Source organism: Methylobacterium sp. WL18, from assembly GCF_008040015.1.
Taxonomy (GTDB): domain Bacteria; phylum Pseudomonadota; class Alphaproteobacteria; order Rhizobiales; family Beijerinckiaceae; genus Methylobacterium; species Methylobacterium mesophilicum.
Map to the genome: position 1 here is coordinate 1 of NZ_VRVD01000509.1, position 3427 is coordinate 3427.

The 3427-nt window shown below is 69.0% G+C and carries 4 protein-coding genes; all 4 read left to right on the plus strand.

The window, feature by feature from the left end:
* Positions 1-584: 584 nt before the first annotated feature.
* Entirely contained in the window at positions 585-1973 is a 1389-nt protein-coding gene (locus FV228_RS23980; RefSeq protein WP_147856856.1) for a deoxyribodipyrimidine photo-lyase, read from the plus strand.
* Positions 1974-2108: 135 nt separating this feature from the next.
* On the plus strand, positions 2109-2315 hold the full coding sequence (locus tag FV228_RS23985) for a hypothetical protein (RefSeq protein ID WP_147856857.1): 207 nt from the start codon (positions 2109-2111) through the stop codon (positions 2313-2315).
* 54 nt (positions 2316-2369) lie between these two features.
* Positions 2370-2813, plus strand: a complete 444-nt coding sequence (locus tag FV228_RS23990; protein ID WP_147856858.1) for a hypothetical protein — start codon at positions 2370-2372, stop codon at positions 2811-2813.
* 90 nt (positions 2814-2903) lie between these two features.
* A partial coding sequence (locus FV228_RS23995) for a chloride channel protein (RefSeq protein WP_246694015.1) occupies positions 2904-3427 on the plus strand: 524 nt, incomplete at its 3' end.

A 3427-nucleotide genomic window follows, 5' to 3' on the forward strand; every position in this document is an offset into this window, starting at 1 on the left:
CCGCGAGGGCGAGCAGGCAGGCCAAAGCCGGCAGCGCGGTGGAAAGCATCCTCATGGCGTGTCCTCCGGCGCCTGTCCCGGCGCTCGCGGGCAGCATGGCGTCCCGCGCGGCCTGGGGCCAGCGCTCCCGCCCCGGTTCGGTGACACGGGGGACCGAACAGAAAAAAGGCCACTCCCGAAGGAGCGGCCCGAAGTCTAGGGAGGAAACGCCCAAGAAGGGCAGCGGGATCGCGACGCCATCGCCATCCCGCGCTGCACAATCTGCGCGCATGGCCGAAAATTACAAGGCCGTTCGGACAGAAAGGCTGTCCTTTCGTGCGGCCGCACACGCATCGCACCCCCGCTGTGTCGAAAATGTCGCATCTGCATCGCAGCCCAAGAGGACAGACTTCAGGCGATACCGGGCGGCAAATCCGACGGCAAACCGTTGAGAAACACGGATTTCGCCGTGCGGAACCGCGGCCCTGCGATGCCGTTCCACTGCGGCAATTCATGACGGCCGCGTGAAGGGACGAATTCGTTACCCGCGCTAGCTGTCCGGCCAAGTCTCCGTCGGGACGGACAAAGAAGGACAGCGTGCGGGTATGGCGATCCAGGGCGAGCGGATCCGGGTTCTCAACGACGTCGAGCCGCGGGCGGACGGGCGCTACGTCCTGTACCTCCTCCAGCAGGCCAACCGCGCCCAGTTCAATCCGGCCCTGGAATTCGCCATCGAGGAGGCGAACCGCCTCGGCCTGCCGGTGGTCGCCTGCTTCGGCCTGCTCGACGGCAAGAGCGGTTTCCCGGAGGCCAACGCCCGGCACTACGCCTTCCTGCTCCAGGGTCTCGCGGATGCGAAGGCGGGGCTGGAGAAGCGCGGCGTCGGGTTCGTGATGCGCAAGTGCGCGCCCGCCAAGATCGCGATCGACCTCGCAAAGGAGGCGGCGCTGCTGGTCCTGGACCGGGGCTACCTCGCGATCCAGAAGGGCTGGTACCGGGAGATCGCGAAGGCGGTGAAGACCCGCATCGTCCAGGTCGAGGGCGACGTGGTCGTCCCCGTCGAGACGGCGTCGAACAAGCACGAATTCGCCGCCCGCACGCTCCGGCCGAAGCTGAACCGGCTCTGGGACCCGTTCATCGCCGACCTGAAGCCGCGCAAGCCCAAGCACGCGGCGAAGGGCGTCACGCCCGACGGCGAGATCGACGTGTCCGATCCGGAGGCGGTGCTGGCCGGCATGAGCCTCGACCGGGAGGTCGGCCCGGTGAAGCGCTTCGTCGGCGGCGAGACCGAGGCGCGCAAGCGGCTCAAGGCGTTCCTCAAGGAAGGGTTCGAGGGCTACGGCAACGGCCGCAACAGGCCGGAGGCGGCGGCCGCCTCGCACATGAGCCCGTTCCTGCATTTCGGCCAGATCTCGCCGGTGGAGATCGCCCTGGCGGTGCGGGAGGCCAAGGCTGGCGACGACGACGACCGCGGCGCCTACCTGGAGGAGCTGATCGTGCGGCGCGAACTCGCCATGAACCACGTGTTCTACACGGAGGGCTACGACGACTACGACAAGGCGGTTCCGGACTGGGCGCGCAAGACGCTCTCCGAGCAGGCCGAGGACGAGCGACCGAACCTCTATTCGGAGGATCAGCTCGCGGCCGGCGAGACCCACGACCTCTACTGGAACGCCGCGATGCGCGAGATGCGCGAGACCGGCTACATGCACAACCAGCTGCGCATGTACTGGGGCAAGAAGATCCTGGAATGGTCGCCCTCGGCGAAGGAGGGTTTTGGCCGGACGCTCCGGCTCAACAACCGCTACTTCCTGGACGGGCGCGACGCGAACTCCTTCACCAACGTCGCCTGGGTGTACGGCCTCCACGACCGCCCCTGGCAGCGCCGCCCGATCTTCGGCACGGTCCGCTACCAGAGCGAGAACTCGCTGAAGAAGTTCGACGCGAAGGCCTATGTGAAGGCGGTGGAGCGGTTGTGCGCGGCGGAGGGCTGAGGGGCGTGCTCGCGCAACGCCGCTTGAGGGTCGGCCAGCGAACGAGGTCGTGAAAACCGGACATGCATGTCCGCTCCGACTTGATGTTCGGACAGAGACGTCCGATGCTGCCCCCATTGAAACGGAGTCCGGGACATGAAGCGGGAGGATCTCATCCGGGATCTGCGGCGCTTCGCCAGGAAGAACGGTCTCGCCTTCGCTCTGCTGAAGGATAGGGGCAAGGGATTGCACTACACGGTCAAGGTCGGCGACAGGACCACCACCGTCCAGAGCGGCGAACTCAAGCCCCTCTGGGTCAAGCGGATCCTGAAGCAACTGGAGATCGACCTCGATGCCTTCTAGGCGAAGGTGTCGCCCCGTCTCGTTTCGGCCTCTTGCACGGACAAAGGTCCGACCATGGATTTTCACTGGACTTACGCGGTCGCGCTCCGGCGTGAGGAGGACGGCTCCGTCGGGGCCTATGCGGCGGCGATGCCCGACGCCGTCGCGTTCGGCGGCGACGAGGCCGAGGCGCTTGCCGAGATGGCGCAGGCCCTGAACGCGGCGGTGCGGGGGCGCATCCATTTCGGCATGGACCTGGAGCCGCCCCCGGCGGCCGTCGCCGCGGCCGAGGGGTTGCACCGGATCGCCCTCGCTCCGGCGCTCGCCGCCAAGGCGACGATCTATGTCCTGTGGCGCGACTCGGGCCTGTCCAAGGTCGCCCTGGCGAAGTTGCTCGATGTCGATGAGCGGGAGGCCCGGCGCGTCCTCGATCCCGATCACCCGACCGGCCTCGACCGGCTGGCCGCCGCCGCGGACGTGTTCGGGCATCGGCTGACGGTCGGCGCCGTGCCGGCGTAACGGCGCGGGGGAGGGGGCGCCCCATTCCCCGCAAGCCACGCTATACCGCAGGTTCCGGCTGTGCGGACGAAGTGCCTTTTCATGACCGAGATGCGGGACGCGCCGACGACGACAGAGCCCGCCGCGTCGGGCCCGAAACGCTCCCGCTACCGCCGTTCGATCACGCGCCTGCGCTCGGCCTCGCGGGAGGCCTATCCGCTTTGGCGGGGGCGGCTGCTGTTCCTCGCGGGCGGCATCTGCGTCGGCCTGGCCGCGGTGCTGATGGCCAAGGGCGCCGACCTCGCGCAGGACGGGTTCCGGCGGCTCACCGCGCCCTCGCCGCTGATCGCGCTGGTGCTCACGCCCGCGGGCTTCGCGCTCGCGGCCTTGCTCGCCCGGACGGTGTTCCCGAACTCGCAAGGGTCCGGCATCCCGCAGGTGATCGCCGCCCGGCACGCCCGGGATGCGCGCTTCCGGTTCTCGCTGATCTCGCCGCGGGTGGCGTGCGGAAAGGTGCTGGTCCTGTTCCTCGGCCTGCTCTGCGGCGCCTCGGCCGGCCGCGAGGGGCCGACCGTGCAGGTCGGCGCCGCGATCATGGCCGCCTTCGGCCGCCTGACGCCGGACCGCCTGCCGGG